This window comes from Methylobacterium aquaticum, assembly GCF_016804325.1.
In the GTDB taxonomy this organism is placed as follows: domain Bacteria; phylum Pseudomonadota; class Alphaproteobacteria; order Rhizobiales; family Beijerinckiaceae; genus Methylobacterium; species Methylobacterium aquaticum_C.
On the sequence record NZ_CP043627.1, the window covers coordinates 988,096 to 1,012,302 of the forward strand.

A 24,207-nucleotide genomic window follows, 5' to 3' on the forward strand; every position below is an offset into this window, starting at 1 on the left:
GGGCCGGGCTTAGCCGTTAACTGTGGGGCCGGGCCGGCTGCCGGACCGTTCGAGAGGCACGACCATGCACGACGCCCATGCGCGGGACCGGCGCCGCTTCACCGTCGTCACCGAGCCCCGCGCCCAGGTGACGCGCCGCCTGATCGAGCGCCGCGACGGCCCGGCCCTCGAATGGATCGAGGCCCAGCCCGCCGGTGAGCCCCGCGGCGCGCCGCTCCTGTTCGTGCATGGCGCCTTCGGCGGCGCCTGGATGTTCGAGGAGATCTTCCTGCCCCACCTCGCCCGGCGCGGCCGCCGCGCCGCGGCCGTGAGCCTGCGCGGCCACGGCCGCAGCCAGGGCGGGCGCGACCTGCCCACCGCCACGCTGACCGACTACGTCGCCGACGTCGCCCTGGCCCTGGCGCAGTGGGGCGAGCCGCCGGTCCTGATCGGGCATTCCCTCGGCGGGTTGCTGGCGCAGCGCATCCTCGGCCGGGTGCCGTTGCGCGGTCTCGTCTTGATGGCCTCCCTGCCGCCGGAAGGACTCGGCGTCGTCGGCCCGCGCATCGCGATGACCGATGCGGGGTTCTGGGTCGAGGCCCTGGCCGGCTCGCTCCTGCCCGGCCGCGAGCCGGCGGTGGCGCTCGCCCGGCACTGGCTGTTCTCGGAAGGCCTGCCGCTGCAGCGGGCGCAGGACTACGCCGCCCGGATGTCGGCCGAGAGCCCGGTGGCGCTCGCCGAGGCGCATTGGCCGGCTCTGCCGCTCTCGGCCGCCTTCGCGGGCGTGCCGACCCTGGTGCTCGGCGGCGCCGACGACCGCATGATCTGGCCGGCGACGACGTGGCGCACCGCGCTCTATCACGGCGCCGAGCACCGCACCGTGCCGGACATCGCCCATTTCCTGCAGCTCGACCTCGGCTCGGAGGGCGTCGCCCGCCTGCTCCTCGACTGGCTCGACCGGCGCGGCATCTGAGGGCGGCTGACACCGCGGACGAAGGCGAGAGGGCCGGCTCCGCCGCAAGGCCGGCACGAAACCGTCACGATCCCATGAAAGGAGGGGCCGCCGCGGGGCCGTCCTTGCGGTCGCCCGCAGGGTCGGGCAGAAGCGCGCGCGAGAGATGGGGACGCGACGGGACCGCGATGAAGAAGATCAAGGATTTCATCTGGCCGGTCATCGGCCTAGGGGCCGTCGTGGTCTCCGTCTATCTGCTGTGGCACCTGCTGAAGGGCCTGTCCTTCGCGGACGTGAAGGCGAGCCTTGCCGCGATCCCGCCGCACCGCTACGCGCTCGCCGTCCTCTCGACCCTGGTCGCCTACGGCGCGCTGGCCTGGTACGACCGGATCGCGCTCCTGCATCTCGGGGTGAAGGGCATCTCCTGGCTCTTCGTCTCGGTCTGCTCCTTCACCACCTACGCCCTGTCGCACAATATCGGCGCCTCGGTGTTCTCCGGTGCGGTGGTGCGCTACCGCGCCTACACCTCCAAGGGCCTGTCGCCGGCGCAGGTGGCGGTGCTGGTGGCGCTCTGCTCCTTCACCTTCGGCCTCGGCACCGCGTTCCTCGGCGGATTGGTGCTGGTGCTCGAGCCCGAACTCCTGCAGCGCGTGGCGAGCCTCCTGCCGCCGGTGCTCGCGAGCCCGACCACCGCCCGCCTCGTCGGCTTCGGCCTCCTCGGCTTCGTGGCGCTCTACGTCGTCGGCTCGATCCTGCACTTCCGGCCGCTGCACATCCGCTCGTTCAAGATCGAGTATCCGCGCCCCAACATCATGGGCCGCCAGCTGATCGCCGCGCCCCTCGAGCTGCTGGGTGCCGCCGGCATCATCTACTTCGCCCTGCCGGAGGCCGGGAATCCGGGCTTCCTCGTGGTGCTCGCGGTGTTCCTCGCCTCGTTCTCGGTGGCCTTGGTCTCCAACGCGCCGGGCGGCATCGGTGTGTTCGAGCTCGTCTTCATCACGGCGATGCCGGACCTGCCGAAGACCGACGTGCTCGCCGCCGTGCTGATCTTCCGCCTGTTCTACCTGCTGATCCCCTTCGCGCTCGCGATCGGCGTGGTGCTGCTGTTCGAGCGCGGCCGCCTCGCCGAGGCCATGCGCAGCAAGGCGAAATCCCCCGCTGCCGTGCCGCCGGCGCCGGTCGACGGCCCCGGCATCACCCCGGACCTGCGCGATACGAAAGTGCGCAAGGCGGTATGACCCGCACCCGCCTGCGCCGCGCCGGGCTCGGTCTCAGCACCCTGCTCGGAATCCGGCCGGGCGGTTTCCTGATCCCGTACCGGCATGCCGGCGCGGCGCGGGCGGAGGGCTACCCGGCCCTCCGCCCGATCTTCGTGAAGGCCGAGCCGGACTTCCGTGCGGTCCTGGCGGCGATCGAGGCCCATGCGCCGGACCTCGCCCGCATCGCGGCCGGCGCGGCGAGCCTCGTCGGCGAGCGGCCGGCGCGTTTCACCCAGGACTGGTTCCCGCGCCTCGACGCGGCCGCGGCTTATGCCCTGGTGCGGCGCGAGCGGCCCCGCCGCATCGTCGAGATCGGCTCGGGGCACTCGACCCGCTTCCTGGCGCAGGCCGTCCGCGACGGCGCTCTCTCGACCGCGATCACCTGCATCGACCCGGCGCCCCGGGCGCCGCTCGCCGGTCTCGGCGTCCGCCACGAGGCGCGCCTGTTCGCACCCGCCGACGCGCACGCCGCAGCCGCGCTCGACGCCGGCGACGTGCTGTTTATCGATTCGAGCCACGTCGCGATGCCGGGCACCGATGTCGACCGGCTCCTCCTCGACGTGCTGCCGCGATTGCGGTCAGGCGTGGTCGTGCATCTGCACGACGTGTTCCTGCCGGACGCCTACCCGGACGAGTGGGCCTGGCGCGGCTACAACGAGCAATTGCTGGTCGGCGCGCTCCTCCAGGGCGGCGCCTATGCCCCGCTCTTTGCCAGCCGCTACGTCGCGATCCGAAGCGGCTGGCCGCTCGACGGCGTGCTCGCGCGACTGCCCCTGCCGCCCGGCGCCTTCGAGACCAGCCTGTGGCTGCGCAAGGCGTGAAACAAAGTTTCGTATCGCCAGCCTGGGCGACGCCGATTTCCGCTCCGCGCAGCGATCGGCCGGACGTCATATGAGACGCCTGCGCAAGGAATTGGAACGGAGGACGGTCGCCCCGGCGCCGTCCGTGCCCGACATGTCGTCCGATTGTCGTCGAAGGGGAGACGGACGGTGGGGCGAGGGAATGGGGGCGGCGGCCGGCGGGCGTCACGGACGAGCCGCGACGCCCGCCGTGCGGGGGCCGAGATCGTCGTGCTGACCTGGGCGCAGACATTCGGCAGAGGCGCCCGCGCCCCGAAGCGCGATGCCGCGAGGGTCGATGGCGAGCGGGACCCGAGCGACGACGGCTCCGCCAGGATCGTCGTCCTCGGCGAGGGCGAGCCGGGTTTCTGACAAGTGCCGGCCCCTCGGGCTGCGAGGATTGCCCCGGGCGCGCAGTCCGGGTCTGCGGTCCGATGTGAGCATGGCCATCGATCGATCTGATCGGCCTGTCGGCACCCGCAAACGTCGGAAGGATTTGCGGGGCGACAAGTTTTTTATCCGCGATTGCATCGGCTTTATGTTCTTGATGCAGATGTGCATGGTCGTTATCTGAAATATATCTTTCAAGTCGACGCACTCGTGCGGCAGTAATGATTGATCAATGACTTGGCCGCAAACTGCGGGACAGATTGATCGACGTGCCGGGATGCCATGTATCGTGCGTTCGTCTGCCTGACTGCCGAACACACGGCCTGGGCAATTCCTCTGGCGACTCTGGTCGCCTGGCTTTCCAGCCATACGGCGCTGCAACTGCTCGCACAGGCGCGCGCCGATCGGGGCGCTCGCTCGCTCGGATGGCTGCTCGGCGCCGCCTTCTCGGCCGGCGCCGGCATCTGGAGCACGCATTTCATCGCCATGCTCGGCTACGATCCGGGCATCGGGCTCGGCTACGACCCGGCGGTCACCCTCGGCTCGCTCCTTGTCGCGGTGGCGAGCGCGCTCGCGGCGCTGACCCTCCTGCGGAGCGCCGACGGCCCTCCCGGCTGCATCGCCGCGGGGCTCCTGCTGACCCTCGGCATCGCCGCGATGCATGCCGCCGGCATGCTGAGCGTGCGCGTGCCCGGGACCTTCGTCTGGCATCCGGGCCTGGCCGCGGCGGCGCTCGGGTTCGGATCCGCCCTGACCTGCGCCTCCCTGCTCATGAGCCGGCACCGGAACGGCCGGGGGAGCCTGGTCCCGTCGGCGACCCTGCTGTCGGGGGGCGTCGCCGCGCTGCATTTCCTCGCCATGGCCGCCGCCGAGATCGTGCCCGATCCGCGCGCCGCGAGCGATGCCGCCAGCCTGCCGCGCGCGGCGATCGCCGGCGGCATCGCCGGCGTCACCCTCGTGGTGCTCGCCTGCTCGGCCCTGGCGCTGGTCGCCGACCGCCTGCGCCGGATGAATCGCGTGCTGCGCGAGCAGAGGGCAGCGCTGCTCATGAGCGAGGAGCGCAGGCGGGCGCTCACGGACGCGCTGCCGCAGATGGTCTGGGTCGTCAAGGACGACGGCACGACCCTCTACGGCAACCGGCCGTTCCGGGCCTTCTTCGGCGCGAGCGCCGCCTCCCAAGCCTCGCGCATCGACGCCCAGCACCCGGACGACCGCGCCGCGACCGCTGCCGCGTGGCAGCGTTCGGTGGCCGAGCGGCGGACCTTCGAGGCGGAGATCCGCTGGCGGGACCCGTCGGGGGCCTATCGCTGGCACAAGATCGTCGTCGCCCCGGTCGTGCAGGAGGGGGCCGTCGTCGAGTGGATCGGGACGGCGCTCGACATCGACGACATGGTCCGCGCCCGCGAGGCGCTGCAGGCGAGCGAGGAGCGCCTGGCGCTCGCGCTCGAGGCGGGCAGCGACGGCCTGTGGGATTGCGACCTCGCCACCGGCGCGGTGTGGACCGCCGACCGCTGGTGGCTCATGCTCGGTTTCGAGCCGGGCGAGATGCCGTTGCATTACAGCACCTGGCAGGCGCTGATCCATCCCGACGACCGGGCCGGGACCTTCGCGCAGCTCCGGGCGCATCTCAAGGGGGAAATCCCGGTCGTCGAGCGCGAGCACCGGCTGCGGCGCAAGGACGGGACCTGGCGGTGGTTCCTCACCCGCGCGAAGGTGGTCGGCCGCGATGCGGGTGGACGGGCGACCCGGTTCGTGGGTACCGATGTCGACATCGACATGCGCAAGGCGGCCGAGAGCCGGATCGCGCACCTGGCGGCCCACGATGCCCTCACCGACCTGCCCAACCGCACCCTGTTCCACGATCGGTTGCGGCGGCGCCTCGCCGAGACCGGTCGCGGCGAGGGGGCGTGCGCGGTCCTGTGCGTCGATCTCGACCGCTTCAAGGAGGTCAACGACGTGTTCGGCCATCTCGCCGGGGATGCGCTGCTGACCGAGGTCGCCCAGCGGCTGCGGGCCGGCCTGCAGGCGCAGGACAATCCGGGACAGGACATGGCGGCGCGGCTCGGCGGCGACGAGTTCGCGGTCCTGCTCGCCGCGGTCGACGGGCCGGGCGACGCCGTGGCGCGGGCCGAGACCCTCATCCGGGAGATCGCCCGGCCGGTCCGGTTCGGCGACCAGACCATCGAGATCGGCGCCAGCATCGGCATCGCCGTCTCGCCGGCGCATGGGATCGACAAGGAGACGATCCTCCGGCGGGCCGACCTCGCCCTCTACGCCGCCAAGGAGGGGCGGAACACCGCCCGCGCCTTCGATCCGGCCATGGACTTGGCGCTGGCCGAGCGGCGGCAACTCGAGGCCGACCTGCGCCGGGCCATCGCGCGGGACGAGCTGGTGCTGCACTTCCAGCCGCAGGTGCGGCCGGGCGGATCAGCCAAGCCGGCAGGAGAACGTTCGGCGGGAGAACGTCCGGCGGGAGAACGTCCGGAAGGGCCATCGGCGGAGGGGCGGATCGTCGGCTTCGAGGCGCTGGTGCGCTGGCGGCACCCGACGCGCGGCCTAGTGCCGCCCGGCGCGTTCATCCCGCTCGCCGAGCAGACCGGCCTCGTCGTCGCCCTCGGCGAATGGGTCCTGCGCGCGGCCTGCCGGGAGGCGGCCGGCTGGGCGCGTCCCCTCACGGTCGCGGTCAACCTGTCCCCGCGCCAGTTCCAGCAGGTCGACCTGCCCGAGCGCGTCCTGGCGATCCTGAGCGAGACCGGCCTGTCGCCGGACCGGCTCGAGATCGAGGTCACCGAGACCGTCATCATCAACGACATGGCGCGGGCCATGACGGTCCTGCGCCGGCTGAAGTCGTTCGGGATCCGCATCGCCATGGACGATTTCGGCACCGGCTACTCGTCGCTGGCGACCCTGCAGGCCTTCCCGTTCGACGCGATCAAGATCGACCGCTCCTTCGTCAGCCAGATCGAGCGGCGCCCGGCCGCCGCCGTGATCGTGCGCGCCGTCCTGGGTCTCGGCCGCAGCCTCGGCCTCCGGGTGGTGGCCGAGGGCGTCGAGACCGAGGACCAGATGCGCTTCCTGATCGCGGAAGGGTGCGGGGAGATGCAGGGTTACCTGTTCGGCAAGCCGCAGCCGGCGGAGCGCATCGCCGGGATGATGGCGGGTGAGGGGAGCGCCGTGGTGGAGCAGTCCGAGAGAGACCGGCGCAGGGCTGTCCGGTAAAGCAAGGAGCGCGGCTTTCTCCTCTCCCCGCGGGCGGGGCCGGCGGATTCGCACATCGCCTTTGAGAGCTGACCCTCTGGAAATAGACGCGCTTTCCCATCCCCCTGCAGGGCAGGGCTGTCCGGGGACAGTTGCAGCGCGCCTCCCCTCTGCCGAGTGGGAGAGGGCTTTTTCGGCGCCAGTCCCTACCGCGCCGCCCCCACCTCCAGCGTCCCGAACGCCGTGCGCCCGTAGCGCTCGGGCCGGTACATGTCCTCGATCGTCGCCGCCGGGTGGACGTAGCGGCCCGGCGTCACCGCCCGCACGGTGTAGGCGACGCTGAAGAAGGCGGACTGGCTCGGATCGCGGTCGTAGGCGGCCACGAAGCGGTCGTCGCGGAACTCGGTATGGGTGGGCTTCACGTCGGACTTCGCCCAGGCGAGGCCGGCGGCCGCATCGGTATCGAGAAGCTTCGGGTTGTCGATCTCGAGGCCCGCCGGGAGGCGGTCGACGAGGAGCAGGCGGCCGGCGCTGGCCTTGGCCTCGGTCACCTTCAGCACCACCACCAAGCGGTCGTTCTGGCGTAAAGAGGCGAGGTCGGCCGGGCTGCCGTCGAGGCGGTGGAAGCTGCGCTCGATCGCATAGCCCTTCGCCGCGGCCGGCTCCGGCACCGCCGGGTTGCCGGCGATGCCCAGCGCGAGCTGTACCGGGGCGGTGCCGCGATTGGTCACCGTCACCGGCTTCGCCTCCAGGGCGGCGCCCGAAAACGTGCGGTAGAGGGCGCCCGGGACCGGCGTGCCGTCGACGGCGAGGGACGGGGCATCCTTCGCCGCATCCTTGGCGGCATCCTTGGCGAGCTCGGCCGCCGCCAGCACCATCCAGGCCTGTTCCTGGGTGCTGGTCGGGCGGCCGGATTCCCGCTCCTCGCCCACCACGGTGCCCAGCGCGCCGATGGCGTCCCGCGCCACCCCGGTCTCGGCGGCGAGCGCGATCAGCCCGGCGCCGTCGCGCAGGCGCGAGCCGTAATCGGCCCGGTAGGCGCCGCCGTCGCGCTCGGCCCGGATTGCGGCCACGGCGGCCTCGAAGGCGGTGCGGGCCCGGGTCCGGTCGCCGAGCAGCGCGAGCGCCGCCGCGATCTGCCCGCGGGCGAGGGGGGTGGCGAAGGAGGCGAGCTTGGTGTCGGCGAGGTAGCGCAGGTCGCCCATCACCGGCCGTCCGTTGCGGGCGAGCACGTATGCCGCGTAGGCGAGGTCGAGGCCGCCATCGGTGACCTCGTTGGCATTCGCCACGCTGTTGCGCAGCCGGTCGAGGGCCAGCGACAGCGCGCCCGGCGGCACGGCGAATCCACGCTCCTTCGACCGGGTCAGGAAGTCGGTGGCATAGGCCGTGAGCCACAAGTCCTCGGCCTGGCCCGCCGACCACAGCCCGAAGGCGCCGCTCGAATCCTGGCGCGACAGCACCCTTTCGATCGCCGCCTTCACCCGCTCGTCGGCGGTGCCGTCGAGGCCGAGCTGCGCGAGCGACGCCAGGCGGTTGACCGAGAGGAGCGGCAGGGCCCGGCTCACCACCTGCTCGGTGCAGCCATAGGGGTAGCGGTCGAGGGCCTGGAGCAGGGCCGGCACGTCGATGCCACTGAGCGGCGAGGCGGCGAGCGTCACCGAGCCGGTGCCCGGGATCACCTCGGCGAGGAGATCGCCCGACAGGGTCAGGCTCGCGCCGGGCTCGACCTTCCGGACCTCGCGGCGCAGGAGCGCCCCGGTGCCGGGCTGGATGCCGAGGGCAAAGCTCTGGCCGGCCGGCTCGGCGAGCCCCGGGCCGGTCAGCCGCAGGTCGATGCGGGCGAGCCCCGGACCGGCGGCGGTGAGCGGGATCTCGACCGCGCCGCGCCCACCCGGCTCCAGGCGGAGCGAGCGGCTCAGCGCCCCGGCCGGCACCACCACCGGCCCGGCGAGGTCGACATCGACCGCGTAGTCGCCGGCCTGCCCCTCGACGTTGTCGAGGGCGACGTGCAGGCGCGAGCGGTCGCCGATGTCGAGGAAGCGCGGCAGGGTGCCGCTCGCCACCACCGGGTCACGGATCACCACCTCGGCCGACGCCGCCCCGACCCGTGCCGCGCTCCAGGCCGTCACCATCACCCGGGCGGTGCCGTTGAAGGCGGGAATCGGAAACGCCACCACGGCCCGGCCGTCCGGCCCGACCGTGACGACGCCCGAATAGCGCGCGAGCGGCTCCTGGGCGGGCGGTGCGCCCTCCAGCTCCGCCCCGCCGGCATCGCCGCCCGAGCGGATCGCGCCGAGCGTGCCCTGCATGCCGTCGATCAGGTAGCCGTAGAGGTCGCGGATCTCGGTCGAGAGCGCCTTCTGGCCGAAGAAGAACCCGAACGGGTCCGGGTTGGCGTAGCGGGTGAGGGTGAGGATGCCGACATCGACCGCCGCCACGGTCACCCGCGCCTCCTCGCCGGGTCTGAGCCCCGCCAGCCGGATCGGCAGGCGCAACTCGCCCCGGGGCCGGACCTTGGCGGGGGCTTCCACGGTGACGCCGAGGGTGCGGGCGTCGCGGTCGATCCCGAACCAGGCCAGTCCCATCGCCCGGCCGGGCAGGCGCTTGGCCGCCTGGTCGAGGGGCCGGTAGGCGGTGGCGACGAGGTAGGCGCCCGCGCCCCAATCGGGCTTGACCGGGATCTCGACGGTGGTGCCGGAGGCCGGCAGGTCGAGAATGCGGATCTCGTGGACCTTGTCGCTCACCACTGCGATCGTCGCGGTGCCGGCGAATCGCGGACGCAGTTGCGCCTTGAGCGTGGTGCCGGAGGCATAGGCCTCGCGGTCGAGGGTGAGGTCGAGGAGATCGGGCGCATCGGCGGTCTCGGACCCGCTCCAGCCGACGCTGAACGACAGGCTCGCCGCCTCGACACCGGGGCTGCGCACCTCGAGCCGGTACTGGCCGAGATCGACCGGCATCGCCACCTTCGCCGGCGCGCCGGGCTCGAGGGTCACGCGGCCGTTGGCGACCTTGGCGGTGGTCTTGACCGGCTCGTAGGACCAGCGCCCGTCGGCCCGGTACCATTGATAGCGCCGGTCGACCCGCAGCAGGGTCCAGGTCGCCTCGCCCGGGAGCCGCGTGCCGTCGGGCCGGGCGGCGGCGACCTCGAACGTCGCGGTCGCGCCCTCGCGCAGCTCGCCGAAGGTCTTCCGGATGCCGATGACCGGGCCGGCGGGCAGGATCGGCAGGGTCAGGCTGCGCTGCACGGCCCGGCCGCCGGGCTCGCCGACCTGGAGCGAGACCCGGGCCTCGAAGGGCCGCGGCCCGCTCGAGGCCGGCACCGGCGCCCGTACCGTGGCGCGGCCCTGCGCGTCGGTGGTGACGGGCGCGTCCAGTTCCGCCGTCACCGGCTCGACGCGCTCGTCGTCGAGGCCGGTCGAGAATTCCTCGAACCCCTTGATGCCGCTGCGGGCGGCCGGCTGCACCGTGACCGAGCCGCCGACGCTCAAGCCCGCCCCCGGCGCGCCGTAGAGGTAGCGCGCCGCTATCCCGACCGTCGCCGGATCGCTTGGGCGTAAGGCAGCCTCGGCCGGCGTCAGCGTCAACTCGATCCGCTCCGGCACGTAATCCTCGACGAGGAACGTCGCCTCGCCGACCGGCGGCGCCTTGGGGTCGGTATAGGCGGCGACCCGCCAAGTGCCTCCTTGCGCCCCCGGCAGCAGCGGCAGGGAGAAGGCGCGGCCCCCCAACCCCGCATCCGCCACCTGCGCCCGGCGGTACTCGACCCCGTCCGGGCGCTTGGCCACCAGGGTGAGGGGCAGGGTCGGGATCGCCGCGCCCCTGGCGTCGCGCAGGAGCGCGGTCAGCTGCACCGTCTCGCCCGAGCGATAGACCCCGCGCTCGGGAAACAGGTAGGCCTCCGCCGCGCCCGGGGCGGGTCTGCCCTTCACGCCGCGATCGGCGAGGTCGAAGGCGCTCAAGGAGAGGTCGAGGAAGCCGTAATCGTCGCCGAGGCGGGCCACGACGAGGCTCGGAGCCGCCCCGCCCTCGCCGCGGGCGAGCCCCGGATCGAAGGCGGCGTGGCCCTGGCCGTCGGTGCTCCTGGTCGCCAGCACCTCGTTGTTGCGGGCGACGAGGCGGATCTCCGCCCCCTTCAGCACGGCGGCGGAGGCGAGGGAGCGGGCGAGCACGTGGATCCCGTCCCGGCCCTTGAAGGCGGTGAGCCCGAGATCCGAGACCACGAACCACTGCGTCGCCTCGCTCTCGTAGCCGCCCTCCTCGTCGGCGATGGAGGCGGTGCCGCTCGGCCGCGCCGTCATGACGTAGAGCCCGGGCTCGACCTTCCCGACCGCCTGGAGCACCGGGAAGGCCGTCACCGCCTCGCGGTTGGTCTCGGCCGGAGTCGTGTCGAGGGTGCCCTTCCAGACCTGGACGCCGCGCTCGCGGGCGATGGTGCGCAGGCCGCTGCCCGAGAGCTGCGACAGGAACTCGTCCGAGCGCAGGGCCGGCAGCAGCCCGCGATCGCCGATGCGCACCACCTCGACGTCGGCCCTCGGCGCGTTGACCGAGACCAGCGGCACGCCGGCCTGCCCGGTGCGGGGCAGGACGTAGTTGCGCCCGGTGAAGCGCACCTGCGGGCTGCGGTCGCGGACGTAGATCTCGTAATCGGCGGCCTTGCGTAAGCTCTCGCCGACGGTCGAGGGCAGGCCCTGGCGCAGCACGACGCCGTAGCGCTCGCCGTGGCGCAGGCCGTCGACGCAGACCTGCTGCCCCTGCGCCGTCACGGCGGTGTCGGCGGCGCCCGAGACGGCGACGAAGGGCGCGACATCCGCCTTGGGGTCGATGCCTTCCGAGAGGGTGAAGCAGGCCCGCGGGGCGGCGGCGTCGGAATCGACCTTGTAGTCGAGCACCCGGAAACCGTGCGCGTCGCGCAAGGCCTCGTAGGTCTTGGCCGTGTCCGGATCGCCCGCCAGCGCCAGGCTCGCCGCGTAGGCCTCCAGGGCCGGGCGCCAGCTCTCCTGCTTGGCCAGGACCGCGCCGAGGAGCGAGAGCGCGCGGGCCTCATCCGTCGGGGCGGCCGCTCGCTGATAGGCCAGGTAGGCGCCGGCCCGGGCCTCCGCCTTCAGCTTCTGGTTGGTGTCGTAATCGTCGTTCTCGGCCTCGCCCGCGGTCTCCGCCAGGGCGTACCAGTTGCGCCAATCCGCCGGCTCCGCGATTGCCGCCCGGCGATAGGCGGTGAGCGCCCCGTCGGTCTCGTCCTTCGCCTTGAGGGCGTCGGCCTCGCGGCGCCACTGCAGGGCGGATTTTCCGCTCGCGCCGCCTTCCTCCTTCACCCGCGCCTCGAGCCGCACCGCCTCGCTGGCCAATGCCGGGCGGACGAAGCTCTTCGGCCTGGGCGCCGGTTGCACCAGGGCGGCGCGGCGGGGCGCCGGGCTCGCGGGTTGCTGGGCCACCGCGCCGGGAAGCCCTGCCAGCAGGCCGGTCAGGCCGATGGCGATGCGACCGACCGTTGAGATGAGCGACATGTCCGGCCCCGCAGCGATTCCCCGCGCGGGCGGAGCCTAAGCAGCGCCCGACGGCAGTGCAATCGGCCCGTCGCTCCGAGGCGATCGATTTCGCCAAGGCTTCGTCCGATCGGCCTTGCATTCATCATGACGGCCGGTCGATCGACCTTGCGACCGGGAAGAAACTCGTCGTCGACAAGACGAGTGCGGGCAAGACGTAGTCCCACAAGACATGGGCCCGCAAGACGTCGTCCGGTGGAAGAGGAGCCCTGGAAGTCCCGCGGCGCCTCTGCCAAGGTCCGGGGCCTGTCCTCGGAGAGCCCGATGCCGCGACCCGTCCGCCTGATCGCCGCCGGCCTGCTGCCGTTCCTCGCCTGGGGTCTCGCTCCGGCACTCGCGCAGCAGGGTCCCGGTTCCGCCGCGCCCGCCGCGAAGGTTCCCGCACCCCGCCCCACGAGCCCGGCCACGCCCGACCCCGTCTTCGAGGCCGCCCGCTCCGCCTTCGAGGCCCGGCCCGAGGCGGAGCGCCGGGCGGTGCAGGACGCCCTGGTCTGGGCCGGCAGCTACAACAGCGTCGTCACCGGCGCCTTCGGCCGGCGGACCTACGAGGCGATCGGCGCCTGGCAGACCAGATCCGGCGCCACCTCGACCGGGATCCTGGACGAACCCGCCCGCGCCGCATTGCTTGCCGCCGGCGAGGCGGCGCGCCGGGCGGCCCGGTTCACCGTGGCGGCGGATCCCGCCACCGGCCTCGTCATCGGGGTGCCGGAGCGGCTGCTCCCGAAGCGCAGCCGACTGGCCGGAGGGACTTCGCCCGGCGGCACCCGCTGGCAGAGCCCGGACGGGCGCATCACCCTCGACACCAGGGCCGCCGCCCCCGGCGAGGCCGACCTCGACGCCCTGTTCGCGCAGAGCGCCCTGGTCACGCCCGAGCGCAAGGTGACCTATTCCCTCAAGCGGCCGGACTTCACGGTCGTCACCGGCGAGACGCCGGCCGGCAAGTTCTACATCCGCCACGCCGCCGGCCCCGCGGGCATCCGAGGCTTCACCCTGGCCTACGACAAGGCCTCGGCCCGGGAGATGGACCGGATGGTCATCGCCATCGCCAACAGCTTCGTGCCGTTCCCGGACGAGACCCCGCCGGTGCCGACGCGGCCGGCCGCGACGGTGTCAGGGCCGGCCGCGCCGGTATCGCCTGGCGCCGGGCCGGGGGCTGCCACCGGCCTCGTCGTCGGCCCCCGCCGGGTCGTCGCGGTACTGCCCGGCGCGTGTTCGAGCCCCCGGATCGCCGGAGAACCGGCTCGCCTCGTGCGGCGCGACGAGGCGAGCGGCCTCGCCCTCCTCGATGGCGCGACCCCGCCCGGATCGCCGCCCGCCCTCGCTTCCGCGCCGGCCGCCCCGGGCGAGGCCGCGATCGTGCTCGCGGCGGGCGCCGAGGGCGCGACCGTGACCACCGGCGACATCGCGGCGTCCGGCCTCCTCGCCCCGCTCCAGCCCGGCGCCGCCGGTGCCCCGGTCCTCAACCGCTCCGGCCGGCTGCTGAGCCTCGTCGCCCGCCTGCCGGCGCAACCCCGCCTCGTCGCCGGGGTTCTGCCCCCGCTCACCCACCCGCTCGTGGGCCTCGCCGCGCTGAAGGCCTTCCTCGGCCCGGACACCCCGAAGGCCGCCGGGCCCGACACCCCGCCGCTCACCGCCGGGGCGATCGCCGGGCGCTTCGCCGGGGCGGTGGTGGGGGTGCGGTGCGGAGGGTGAAGACACCTTTCGGCCGCGGACCGGGGGGAGTTCAGTCGTAATCCAGCCCGACGGAGTGCTCGAACGCCGTGCCGCTGGTCGTCTTCCCCTTGGGATCGGCCACCGAGATATCGCGAAAACCGCGCCCCAGCAGCTCCCGGACCTTGTCGAGCGCCTGCAGATCCGTGCCGCAGGCGAATGTCAGCGCGCGGCCGGTCGGGTCGGTTCCTGTTACCTTGTACACGCTCGGGTCCCTCTGCGGCGGTGAGCATACGGTCCCCGGGATGTGCCGGCAGTGGCCTTGGGGCGCAAGTCGTGCAGGGCAAGTCGTGTAGGGCAAGTCGTGCAGGGACGGTCGGGTGAGATCCGGCGGCGGTTGCGGCCGACGACCCTGGTGATCACGGCATCCGCCCGCCATCCAACCGAGCTTGCCGCGCGTCCAGCCGGTTCCGCAGCCGCCCTAGGCAGACTTGCCTTGGCAGGCCAACGCTTCGCCCGCTCAGGCTTCTTGTCCTGTCGCAGATTTTTTTTGCGCCGAACCGGTAATCACTCCGGCGAAATCCGCTTAGCCCCAGCCGAAGCCAACGGGCTGAAACGATGTCTCGTTCGCCTCCTCGACCTCGGCGAGGCGCGCGGTCGGCCCGATCGTCGACCGGGCCGTAACGGGCATGCGCACCGGCCAACCCTTGACCGTGATTCCGCTTCGAAACGTCGGCGCAGTCGAGAACCGGGCGCTCCGAAGGTCCGCTCCGGGCAAGGGAAGTGCCCGTTCCGGCAACGCGCAGGCCAGTCGCGATGGGCACCACGTTCATGGCAGGACGCCTCTTGCCGTAAGGCGCTCCCGGCCTCCCGATCCGCCGGAGGCACGGGACCGGCAGAGCGTGCCCATCACACGGGCCTGTTCAGACGCCCGGCGTCCAGTCGATCTTCGGCTTCTGCGACAGGATCCGCTCGAAATAGTCGGCAACGGCCTGCGCGCCGCTCGCATGCATCATCGCGACCGGGTGAGCGAGGTAGGCCCGGGCCAGATCGAGCGGAATGTCGCCGGCCTGGAGCGCGCCGAGCACTGCGTCGATGAAGGCGTCGTTGGCCTCGTTGAAGTCGGACGAGAGCTTCTTGCGGTCGTTGATGGCCTTGATCGGCATGCTGGGTAGATCCGTGCTTGTCGAGGGAAGGGGCACGCAAGGGAGCGCCGTGGCCCCGTCATGCTGGTGGCTGCGGCGGACGGACGCTCGACGATTCGCTCCTGGCCATTCGGCAGGTTGCAGCAGATCGGAGCGTCAGCCGGCTTGCGTCTGATAACGCCTTGGTAGCGCTGGATCGGCACAGGTGCAACGCCGGACCATCTCGATCATTCGTAAAAATGACTTTCTGCGGTCAAATCGAAAAAAGATCGGATTTCGCCTTTCTGGAAATTGGCTGTGCCGCCACCTTTTCCGCCTCTGCATGTCATCGAATTTATAATAATTCCACATCCACGTCATATAGAATATATTAGAGGATTTAACCGCTTCGAGACTGAATCGATAAAAATCCGTCCCTAAACGGTCTCGCGGTTTCTCTCGAACGCGCCGGCACGGCAGGCATAGCATGCGTAAGATGGGTATAATTTTGATAGTTACAACGGTAAAAATTTTTTGATCAGAAAATAAGCCACTGCAGTGTATATATTATTTTGTTGATATTGTTTTAGCTAATACTATAGAGCCATTTTATCGATTTAATTTATATCAAATAACGCCTTTTATTACAGAGAGCTGTAAGCTCATTTGCCACTCGAGCAACCGTGACTAGTGTATTATCAAATATTTATGCAGGAAGATTTCGGGTGTTTGATCATAGGATTTGATCGTGAACTTTCCACGCACGAGAGAAGAGACGCGCTCTGGGCTAGGTTCATCACGGCTGCGCCACGAAGGTAGCGGCGATCCGTCGAGCGGTCCAGCACAGCCGAGACAGCTTGAGGCAGCCCGCCAGGCGCTACTGCATCAATCCCAAGATCGTCCCGGATGGCAGGAGCGGAGGTCGACCCCAGGCTGCACGTGTCAGGACCGGGCGAAGCGAAATCGGCAGTCCCGTCGAGCGAGGACGTCGTGCAGTCGATCACCGGTGGCGGGCATCCCGACCCCCCGCCCGCGTGCCGCCCTCAAGGAGCGTCCGGATCCCGCGGCGCCGCCGGGGCGAACAGGTCCTCGGGCGGATCGACGACGACGCGCTGGCCGGCGATGTCGATCTCCGGCACGAAGGCCTTGGTGAAGGGCAGGAGGGCCGGGCTGCCGCCGGTGGCCGGGGCGATCTCCAGGAGGTCGCCGCCGCCGAAATTGGGCACGGCCCGCACCGTGCCGACGGGGGCACCGTGACGGTCGACCACCGCCAGCCCGACGAGGTCGGCGGCGAAGAACTCGTCCTCCTCCTCGGGCGCACCGAGGCGGTCGCGCGCGACATAGAGGGCGAGGCGGTTCAGGCTCTCGGCGCCGTCGCGGCCGGAGACACCCGCGACCCGGGCGATCATCATGTCGGCCGCGCCCGCGGCGGAGCGCAGGGACGCGATCTCGATCGTGCGTCCGTCGGCCCCGGTGAGCGGGCCGTAGGACCCGATCGCCGTCGGGTCGGCGGTGTAGGATTTCAGCCGCACCTCGCCGTTGAGGCCGTGGGCGCGACCGAATTCGCCGAGCAGCACGAAGCCGGGATCGGCGGCGATCCCGGTCTCGGTGCGCGCAGGCGCCGGCTTGCCGCGAAAAGGCGCGGGCGCGCCTGCGCCCCGGCGCGGATCGGAGCCCCCACCGGCCGGACCCGAAGGGGTCTTGCCACGCGGAGGACGGGCGTCGGGGCGGCGCGCCACGAGAGGCTTACTCGGCCGAGCCGGCGGCGGCGCCGGCCTTCTCGGCGCGGGCGGCGGCGCGCTCCTTGGACTTGGTGCCCGGCTCGGCCTTCTGTGGGTTGTTGCGGGTCGGGCGCTTGGCGAGGCCGGCGGCGTCGAGGAAGCGCAGGACGCGGTCGGTCGGCTGGGCGCCCTTGGCGAGCCAGGCCTGGACCTTCTCGGTCTCGAGGATCACGCGGGCCGGATCGTCCTTCGGCTTCATCGGGTCGTAGGCGCCGACCTTCTCGATGAAGCGGCCGTCGCGGGGAGAGCGGGCGTCGGCGACGACGATGCGGTAGTACGGGCGCTTCTTGGCGCCGCCACGGGTGAGGCGGATCTTGAGGGACATGGGTCTCTTCCTGTTCTTGAGGTTCGAGGGGTGTTCGACGATGCGGACGGGGGAATCCGGATGGATCCCGGACCGCCTACTTCTTCTTGCCGAAGGGAAGGCCGCCGAGGTCGGGAAGGCCCGGGAGCTTGCCGCCCAAGCCCGGCAGGCCGGGGGCGGTGGGGGGCGCTTTGCCGGCGGGGCCGGGCGCCTTGGGACCGCCGAGGCCGGGGGCATCGGCGGAAGGGAGGTGCCGGGCGGCAGGGCCTTCTGCAGCTCGGCGAGCATCTCGGGGGTGGGCTGGGGCATGCCGCCCATCATCTTGCCCAAGCCGCCCATGCCCCCCATGCCGCCGCCGCCGAGCCCGAACATGCTGCCGAGCGCCTGGCCGATGCCACGCTTGCCCGAGCCCATGGCCTTCATCATGTCGGCCATGGTGCGGTGCATCTTGAGGAGCTTGTTGATCTCCGAGACGTCGACGCCGGCGCCCTTCGCCACGCGCTTCTTGCGCGAGGCCTTGAGCACGTCGGGGTTGCGGCGCTCCTCGGGAGTCATCGACGAGATGATGGCGCGCTGGCGCTTGAACATCTTCTCGTCGAGGTTGGCGCCCTCGACCTGCTTCTTGATCTGGCCCATGCCGGGCAGCATGCCCATCAGGCCGCCGATCCCGCCCATCTTCTCCATCTGGGCGAGCTGCATCGACAGGTCGTCGAGGTCGAACTTGCCCTTGCGCATCTTCTCGGCGACGCGAAGGGCCTGTTCCTGGTCGATGGTCTCGGCCGCCTTCTCGACGAGCGAGACGATGTCGCCCATGCCGAGGATGCGGTTGGCGACGCGGGCCGGATGGAACTCCTCCAGCGCGTCGACCTTCTCGCCGGTGCCGACGAGCTTGATCGGCTTGCCGGTGACCGCCCGCATCGAGAGCGCCGCGCCGCCGCGGGAATCGCCGTCCATGCGGGTGAGCACGATGCCGGTGACGCCGAGCCGCTCGTCGAAGGCGCGCGCGGTGTTGACCGCGTCCTGGCCGGTCAAGGCGTCCGCGACGAGCAGCACCTCGTGCGGGTTGGTGGCCGCCTTGACGTCGGCGGCCTCCTGCATCAGCGCCTCGTCGAGGGTGACGCGGCCGGCGGTGTCGAGCATCACCACGTCGAAGCCGCCCAGCCGCGCGGCCTCCATGGCGCGCCTGGCGATCTGCACCGCCGACTGGCCGGCGACGATCGGCAGCGACTCGACGCCGACCTGGCTGGCGAGAACCGCCAGCTGCTCCATCGCCGCCGGGCGGCGGGTATCGAGGGAGGCGAGCAGCACCCGGCGCTTGTCGCGCTGGGTCAGGCGCCGGGCGATCTTGGCCGTGGTGGTGGTCTTGCCCGAGCCCTGGAGGCCGACCATCAGGATGCCGACGGGGGCAGGCGCGTTGAGGTCGATGATGCCGGCCTCGCCGCCGAGCATCGCCACGAGCTGGTCGTTGACGATCTTCACGACCATCTGGCCGGGCGTCACCGACTTCAGCACGACGGCGCCGACCGCCTGCTCGCGCACCTTCTCGGTGAAGGAGCGCACGACCTCGAGGGCGACGTCCGCCTCCAGGAGGGCGCGGCGCACCTCGCGCAGGGCGGCGGTGACGTCGGCCTCGGTCAGGGCGCCGCGGCGGGTCAGCCCGGACAGGATGCCGGAGAGGCGGTCGGAGAGGCCTTCGAACATGCGCGTCAGTCTCCGACGTTCACTCGTCTACGCCCGCGGAGGCGGCGCGCCGGACCTGGAGGGCGCCCTCGAAGTGGTTCAGCGCCCGCTCGAACTTGTCGCGGCAACCGGGATTGCAGAAACCGACGACCGCGCCGTTGTAGAGCGCCAGCGAGTCGGCCGCGATCGGCTTGCCCGACCAGGGGCAGAGCTCGTTCACCGCGTCCTCGATGCGCAACGGCGTGGGGTCGGTCCTGGTCATCCGGTCTCCTGCGGGCCGCCCGGTGGGGCGGTACGTCTCGAGGATTCGCCCAACGCAAGTCGCGCCCGAGGGCGCATCGCGCTGTCGGGCGTTGACCTCCGGCCTCACGGGCCGGTCGGCGTCGGGACGAGACCTCGTCCTTGAGAGGCCGGGGCCTATCCCCCGCGCCCGCGATGTCAACGTTTGAAACCCGGACCGACCGGATCGGAGGCGCATTTACCGGTTCTTAACCATGCGGGAGGTTAACTGGTCCTCAAGATTCGCAGGAGATGCGGCGTGTCCGATCCCGCCTTGAAGACGCAGACCCCCGCCGCCGCCCGGCCGCCCTCCGGCCCGCTTCAGGACTGGCTCGCGACCCTGTCGCGGATCGATGCCGCCGACCAGGCGCGCGCCGCGCCGCGCCGGCCGGCCGAGACCCCGCCGCCGGCCTGGGAGCCGCGCATCGTCGCCCCGAGCGAGCCGGCGGCGCCCGAGGCTCCCGCGGCGGCGCCCGTCGCCGAGCAGGACGACCTCGCCGCGCTGATGGCCGAGAACATGATGCTCAAGGCGCGCCTGCGGCAGGAGCACGGGCGGTACGACGAGCTGCAGGCGATGCTCGCCGACGAGCTGCGCGCCCTGCGTACCCACGTGCAGCAGGAGGTCGACCGGGCCGAGGAGCTGCGCGCCGAGCGCGACCTGTGGATGGCCCGGGCCGAGGCCCTGGCCCAGCCGCTGTTCCAGCCGCGGCGCTGACGGGTCCCGGAATCGTCCGACCTGACCCCGCGCCTCTCGCACGAGACGACGCCCCGGCATCGACGGATCGATGCCGGGGCGTTTCGCTTTCGGGTGTCATGCCCGGACGCGAGAACCCCGGCGCCGCCGCAGCCCCGGGGGAGGGCGGCGCCGAGGCTCGCGGGATCAGGTCCGCTTCGCCCGGTCGGCCTCGACGACCTCGCCGTAGATGACCGCGAGGTCCTCGGCCTGCTGGTCCGCGGTCCGGATCGGGATCGTGTGGTCGGGCGAGCGCAGGTAGACCGCCGGGTTGTCGTCGATGACGCGGAGCGCGGCGAGGAGACCGGTCTCGTCCGCCACGTCGACGACGAGGCCGTTGCGGCCCTCGACCACGCACTCGGCCACCGCGCCCCGGTCGGACGCGACGACCCAGCAGCCCGAGGCGATCGCCTCCCGGGTCACCAGGCCGTAGCTCTCCGGCCAGACCGAGGGCGCCAGCAGCACGTCGATATGGGCGTAGAGGCCGCCGACGCCCGATTGCGGGAACTTGCCCCGGATCTCGACCGGCACGCTCCCCCATTCCTCCGTGACCCGCTCGTTCGGGTGCATGGCATGGTCGATCAGCAGCAGGCTCAGGTTCCGGAACGGCTCGTTGCGGATCACGTTGCGGATCAACCCGTAGCCCTTGTGGTCGGCGAGCCCCCCGATGAAGCCGAGGCGGACCCGGCCGGTCGGGCTCTCGGTCCGCATGACCTCGGGCAGGCGCGACACGCCGTTCTCGACCACCTCGATCCGGTCGAGGCCGACCCGCCGGCACAACTCGCCGAACGGCCGCGACACGGTCAGGACGCGCTCGGCGCCCCTGATGCAGCGCAGCAGCGTCCGCGCCCTGACGTAGTCCTCGCTCATGTAGGTATCGAGCGAGGCCCGGCCGGTATAGTCGTAGGTCACGACCGCCCGGTTTCCGTCGATCAGGAACTGGTGCGGCGAGATCCACCACCCGTCATGCATCGTGATCAGGTAGGGGATGTTCCGCCGGGTCGCGGCGGTGAGGCAACTCGTGGTCAGCCGCTGGATGCAGTGGAAGTGGATCAGGTCCGGGGCGATCCGGTCGAGGACGCGGTCGAAGACGCGCCCCATCTCCGGATCCTCGACGAGGCTGTCGATGTCCGGCTGGTTGCCGGCGGTGATGCAGAACACCCGCACGCCGTCGCGGACGTACCAGTCGAGGGCGTAGGGCACCGGCCCGCCCTCGAGGGTACAGATCACGTCGATCTGCCATTCGGGCCCGAGAATCCGGCCCAGCGAGCGGACGTTGTCGTGCACGACCCGGGTCGCGCCGCCGATGGCCTGCGGCGGGTAGAACACGTTGACGATGACGAGTTTTTTGCGCGGGGCGAGCTGGCCCGCGGTCGACCGCGCGATGATGCCAGCCAGTTCCCGCGCCTGGCGCTCCATCCCGTAGCGGTCGAGCACGACCTGCCGGGCCGCCTCGCCGATCCGCCGCCTGTCGTCGGGTGAGCGGACCAGGCGGTCGAGGGCGGCGTGGAACGCCGCGCTCGACTCGCACAGGAAACCGGTCTCGCCGCCGACGATCACCTCGCGATGCGTCTGCGTGGCGCTCACCACGGACGGAATGCCGAACATCGCGGCCTCCATCCATTTGATCTCGCTCTTGCAGTCGTTGAAGGCGTCCGGCACCAGCACCGAGATGTTGATGTCGGCCTCGCGCAGGAGGTCCCAGTACACCCCGACATTGGCGATCGGCCGCGAGACGATGATGGACTCGGCCCAAGGGCGCAGCAGGTCCGAGACCGTCACGTCACCGACCACCACGAGGCGGATCCGAGCCCCGTGGGTCTCGAACAGGCGTGCCAGGGCCGGCTCGATCAGCTGCTCGAAGTCGAGCTTGTGGGCCTTGGTGCCCGACCCGTAGAAGATCGTGACGGCGTCCCGGGCCGCCGTCGCCGGTCCCCGCCCCTGCATGCTGACGACGTGCGCGCCGCTCAGGGCGTTCGGATGGTGGAACACCGTGCCGGTCCGCACCCGGCGCTCGAGGTGCCGGGCGAGGCTCGGCGTCGAGGCCATGCCGTATTCGCACAAGGCGGCGGCCTCGGCGAACAGGCTGACGCCGCAGGCCATCGAGGCATGCTGGCGGGCGTCGATCAGGCCGGCATAGGTGTCGAGCCCCGGTGGGAAATACTCCGAATCGAACACGAGGTCGTCGGTGTCGTAGATCGTCACGACACCGAGCTGGGCCGTCTTGGTGATGGCATCGATGACGTTTGGAAATGCAGGAACGCGATAAAAAATCGTGTAGTCGATCTGCATAAGATCGAGCATGTATTGGTCGTGATTTTTGGTGTAGTCGTAGACCGTGACCTCGTAGCCGGCCGCCACGAGCTGCTCGGCGCGCTGGTCGACCCGGTAGAAGCGGCACTGCGCCAGGCCACAATTGGCGTAGACCGCGACGCGGCGGACCGGGCCCGCACCGACCGTCGGCCGCTCCTCCCCCGAGGCGAGGGATCGCGCGGCCCCGGTCACGAGCGCGCGGGCCTTGTCGTAGCCCGCGTCCAGGGCCAGGTCGGCGCTCTTCTCCCAGACGTCGTAGAAGAACTTCTCCTGGGCCTCGCGCAGGTGGAGGCGCAGGCCGACATCGCCCGGATATTTCTTTACGCCCGCCACCATGGTGCGCAGGGCGGCCTCCGGCTCGCCGAGCGCGATCTCACCATCGGCCAGTTGGCGGAAGGTCCACTCCGTGCCGGCATCGAGCGCGAGGATGTGGCGGCGCAGACCGGTCGCCAGGGCGAGGTTGCCGCCGCGCTGGATCAGGTCCGCCCGACGATCGAGGGCGCGGGGGTGGCCCGGAGCATGGACCAGGGCGCGCGCATAGAGTTCGGCGGCCTCGACATCCTGGCCCTGCCGCGCGCGCGCATCCGCCACGTCGATGAAGAAGCCTGCCGCCGCGGGATCGTTCAGGTCCAGCGTCCATGCCAGCAGGCTCGCCACGATCTGGCTCGGCTTCGCCGGCTCGGCCCGGTCCGCCTCCTGCGCGACGCGGGCCGCGACGCCGGCCTCGACCGACCGCGGCAGCTTCGCCCCGTAGACGAACCGCACGAGCATCCGGAGGTTCGGCCAGAGCGGCTCGCCCGGACCGCTCCTCAGCCAGCGCCGGTAGCGCTCCTCTCGCGTTGATCCGGCGGCAGAGCCGTCGGATTCGTGCTCGGCACGGAAGAAGGCGTCGTCGAAGGCGGCATCGCCCGAGATGTCGAACTGTTCGTGCTGCCCGATCTCACAGAAATGTCGTACGCACTCGGCCCTGTTGAAGAATTTTCCCGAACTCCTGAGATATTTATATCTGTAATAATCATGATCGAAGTATTGTGAAAAATACGGGATTTCGATTCCGTTGAATTTTGCGGCTTCCGCTTCGCAGAAATAAATGATTTGGTCGTCTGCCGGACGTAGTCGCTGCTTGACGAGGGAGACGGCCTGTCGGCCCGACAGGCCGTTGGGAACGCTGACGCCATAGAGCTGCGAAAGAAAGATTGCGTCGTAATGCAGCGGGGCGTTGTTGCGATTCTCGGCGCGGCCATAGTCGAAATAATGCTTCAAGCGCCCGCTATTGGAGCTGATCGCGCCCGCAATATCGGGATTGCAGGCGACGTAACTCGCCAGATTGAAGCCCCAGGGAAGATCGTCCGTGGCCGCCTCCGGCTCGGCAGCGGCTTCCGGCACAACGACGACCTCCGGCGCGGGGAGAGCCTCGGGGAGGACATTCAACTCCGGCGAGACCTCGACATCCGGCATGGCGACGGCTTCAGGAACGTCGACGGGCGGCGGGCCGGCGTAAGCCCGTTGCTCCTCCTTGCCGTACTCGATGTAGTGGTAGACCGCCTGAAAATCCCATTTGACCGCGGCCGCGACATCCGGGTTCAGACGCAGATACGTTTCGATGTCGAAATCCTGCGGAAGCCCATCGCAGGCGACCGCAGCGGTCCGGGCTTGCGTTTCGGTTCCGAAACGCCCCTCGGCCCGCCCGAATTCCTCCCAATGGCGGACGATCTCGTCGTCCGGGGCGTCATTCAATTCTTTGTAATAACTACGATAAAAATTGATATCGAGCGTCGCGGTACTCTCGCTCGCGTCGAGCCGCAACTGCTTGGAAAAATCCATTATGCTCCCCGCTGTTACCGATCGTTTGAAAATTGCCGTCCTGACAGCGCGCAAGCAAAAATTGTATTTCTAGCGCATCCAGGTCACGTTCAGAGGGCCTGAGACAATAATTCCGTCACACTCCAAAAAGCGAGAGGGTTTACGAGTCCGGGCGCAATACTGTCAAGACGGTCCAAGGGGCAGGCAGAGTGGTTCGGAGAAGGCGACCGCGGGGGCGAGCGGCGGGGTGTGATCCTTCACGGTCGGACTCGTCCATCTCGGCTGGCCGGAGGGCGCCCGGACCTGCCGGCTCGAGCGGATCCGCGAGACGAAGGAACGCATCAGCCATGGGGTCGCCGACGCGGTGATCCACCCGGGGA

General features: G+C 70.9%; 14 protein-coding genes and 1 pseudogene. 7 read left to right on the forward strand and 8 right to left on the reverse strand.

The window, feature by feature from the left end; translation table 11 throughout:
- The first annotated feature begins 64 nt into the window (after nucleotides 1-64).
- From F1D61_RS04375 to F1D61_RS04395, 5 genes are all read left to right on the forward strand, one after another.
- The gene (locus F1D61_RS04375; protein ID WP_203156665.1) at nucleotides 65-952 is read left to right on the forward strand and encodes an alpha/beta fold hydrolase; all 888 of its coding nucleotides are present in this window, start codon (nucleotides 65-67) and stop codon (nucleotides 950-952) included.
- Nucleotides 953-1,119: 167 nt separating this feature from the next.
- A complete protein-coding gene (locus F1D61_RS04380; protein ID WP_203156666.1) occupies nucleotides 1,120-2,169 on the forward strand; it encodes a lysylphosphatidylglycerol synthase domain-containing protein in 1,050 nt (349 codons plus the stop codon).
- Nucleotides 2,166-3,011 carry a class I SAM-dependent methyltransferase gene (locus F1D61_RS04385; RefSeq protein ID WP_203156667.1) on the forward strand — a complete coding sequence of 282 codons (846 nt, stop codon included), beginning with the start codon at nucleotides 2,166-2,168 and terminating at the stop codon, nucleotides 3,009-3,011. The genes F1D61_RS04380 and F1D61_RS04385 overlap by 4 nt, the downstream gene beginning before the upstream one ends.
- A gap of 168 nt (nucleotides 3,012-3,179) precedes the next feature.
- Nucleotides 3,180-3,401, forward strand: a complete 222-nt coding sequence (locus F1D61_RS04390; protein ID WP_203156668.1) for a hypothetical protein — start codon at nucleotides 3,180-3,182, stop codon at nucleotides 3,399-3,401.
- A 300-nt stretch (nucleotides 3,402-3,701) separates the two neighbouring features.
- Nucleotides 3,702-6,638 carry a bifunctional diguanylate cyclase/phosphodiesterase gene (locus tag F1D61_RS04395; protein ID WP_203156669.1) on the forward strand — a complete coding sequence of 979 codons (2,937 nt, stop codon included), beginning with the start codon at nucleotides 3,702-3,704 and terminating at the stop codon, nucleotides 6,636-6,638.
- 185 nt (nucleotides 6,639-6,823) lie between these two features.
- Here F1D61_RS04395 and F1D61_RS04400 read toward each other — a convergent pair whose 3' ends face one another.
- On the reverse strand, nucleotides 6,824-12,121 hold the full coding sequence (locus F1D61_RS04400; RefSeq protein ID WP_203156670.1) for an alpha-2-macroglobulin family protein: 5,298 nt from the start codon (nucleotides 12,119-12,121) through the stop codon (nucleotides 6,824-6,826).
- Nucleotides 12,122-12,424: 303 nt separating this feature from the next.
- Here F1D61_RS04400 and F1D61_RS04405 point away from each other — a divergent pair, with 303 nt between their 5' ends.
- Nucleotides 12,425-13,852, forward strand: a complete 1,428-nt coding sequence (locus tag F1D61_RS04405; protein WP_203156671.1) for a peptidoglycan-binding protein — start codon at nucleotides 12,425-12,427, stop codon at nucleotides 13,850-13,852.
- Nucleotides 13,853-13,883: 31 nt separating this feature from the next.
- Here the strand turns inward: F1D61_RS04405 and F1D61_RS04410 are convergent, their stop codons facing one another.
- The 6 genes and pseudogenes from F1D61_RS04410 to F1D61_RS04435 form a co-directional block, all read right to left on the reverse strand.
- Nucleotides 13,884-14,075, reverse strand: coding sequence for a hypothetical protein (locus tag F1D61_RS04410; RefSeq protein WP_203156672.1), 192 nt, complete (start codon nucleotides 14,073-14,075; stop codon nucleotides 13,884-13,886).
- Nucleotides 14,076-14,733: 658 nt separating this feature from the next.
- Nucleotides 14,734-14,976, reverse strand: a complete 243-nt coding sequence (locus tag F1D61_RS04415; protein WP_203156673.1) for a hypothetical protein — start codon at nucleotides 14,974-14,976, stop codon at nucleotides 14,734-14,736.
- A 1,001-nt stretch (nucleotides 14,977-15,977) separates the two neighbouring features.
- Nucleotides 15,978-16,673 (reverse strand): ribosome maturation factor RimM, encoded by a 696-nt coding sequence (rimM, locus tag F1D61_RS04420; RefSeq protein WP_203156674.1) that lies wholly within the window; start codon nucleotides 16,671-16,673, stop codon nucleotides 15,978-15,980.
- A 7-nt stretch (nucleotides 16,674-16,680) separates the two neighbouring features.
- Nucleotides 16,681-17,040 (reverse strand): 30S ribosomal protein S16, encoded by a 360-nt coding sequence (gene rpsP, locus F1D61_RS04425; protein WP_203156675.1) that lies wholly within the window; start codon nucleotides 17,038-17,040, stop codon nucleotides 16,681-16,683.
- Nucleotides 17,041-17,116: 76 nt separating this feature from the next.
- A pseudogene (ffh, locus tag F1D61_RS04430) lies at nucleotides 17,117-18,720 on the reverse strand (signal recognition particle protein).
- Between the two features lie 19 nt (nucleotides 18,721-18,739).
- Entirely contained in the window at nucleotides 18,740-18,961 is a 222-nt protein-coding gene (locus F1D61_RS04435; protein ID WP_203156676.1) for a glutathione S-transferase, read from the reverse strand.
- Nucleotides 18,962-19,237: 276 nt separating this feature from the next.
- Here F1D61_RS04435 and F1D61_RS04440 point away from each other — a divergent pair, with 276 nt between their 5' ends.
- Nucleotides 19,238-19,693 carry a hypothetical protein gene (locus tag F1D61_RS04440; RefSeq protein ID WP_203156677.1) on the forward strand — a complete coding sequence of 152 codons (456 nt, stop codon included), beginning with the start codon at nucleotides 19,238-19,240 and terminating at the stop codon, nucleotides 19,691-19,693.
- Nucleotides 19,694-19,858: 165 nt separating this feature from the next.
- Here F1D61_RS04440 and F1D61_RS04445 read toward each other — a convergent pair whose 3' ends face one another.
- Nucleotides 19,859-23,848 (reverse strand): glycosyltransferase, encoded by a 3,990-nt coding sequence (locus tag F1D61_RS04445; RefSeq protein ID WP_203156678.1) that lies wholly within the window; start codon nucleotides 23,846-23,848, stop codon nucleotides 19,859-19,861.
- Nucleotides 23,849-24,207 lie beyond the last annotated feature (359 nt).